The sequence below is a fragment of the Nostoc sp. UCD121 genome, assembly GCF_014222285.1.
Classification (GTDB): Bacteria; Cyanobacteriota; Cyanobacteriia; order Cyanobacteriales; family Nostocaceae; genus Nostoc.
Window position 1 is genome coordinate 1 of sequence record NZ_JACKZS010000519.1, and the last position, 605, is coordinate 605.

The 605-nt window shown below is 43.3% G+C and carries 2 protein-coding genes; one reads left to right on the forward strand and one right to left on the reverse strand.

The features are described from left to right. On the forward strand, positions 1 to 315 hold a 315-nt coding region (locus GNF10_RS37285), incomplete at its 5' end, for a hypothetical protein (RefSeq protein ID WP_260446394.1). Here the strand turns inward: GNF10_RS37285 and GNF10_RS37290 are convergent. Next, positions 255 to 494, reverse strand: a complete 240-nt coding sequence (locus GNF10_RS37290; protein WP_185585982.1) for a hypothetical protein — start codon at positions 492 to 494, stop codon at positions 255 to 257. The genes GNF10_RS37285 and GNF10_RS37290 overlap by 61 nt on opposite strands. Between the last annotated feature and the right edge of the window lie 111 nt (positions 495 to 605).

Below are 605 nucleotides of genomic sequence, written 5' to 3' on the forward strand. Positions count from 1 at the left end.
CTATTAGATAGTCTTAATAGCGGTAGTAATAAAAATTTGGCTGACTTAGACGACGATGAAAAGTGGTTAGCCCGTACATACTTCCCGATGTTGATTGCTGAATCAGAATCATCACCAGATCACCTGTTAGAGGGGGTGGCGGAAGTTGCCGAAGTTTTTAGTACTAGGGCGATGCGGCGAGTTTTGAATTTCTGCACGCCCCAAGTTAGGGCTGACTTGCTGATGACTTTCTTTCGTTGTTTGCCTACTGAAGTTTACTCAATTTCAGTTTCTGAAATCTCTGCATCACTCGCAGAACCTGCGCTATCACCTTGAACAGTCATAAGAACTGATTCTAGACGATAACCAGCTTCCCGAATGTAATATCCAGCTGCACCCACGTCTTCAAACACGCTGTCAAATTGGGGATGAGTAGACGGAAAAATCTTTCTCAGGCGTTCGCTGATTCCTGAGAGTTCTTGCTGAATTGCGATTAGTTCTTGAGTATCATCCATGATTTATTTACCACAAAGATAGCTGCCCCGGTGAAACATTTGATTTTCCACCTCTGTGGTATAAAAGGTGACAAGCACTACAAAGAGCTATAAGGTTGCCTCTGTGGTTAT

What these genes read in the sequence shown, in the direction of transcription:
- GNF10_RS37290 (WP_185585982.1), bottom strand. Translation starts at nt 494, where the DNA reads ATGGATGATACTCAAGAACTAATCGCAATTCAGCAAGAACTCTCAGGA.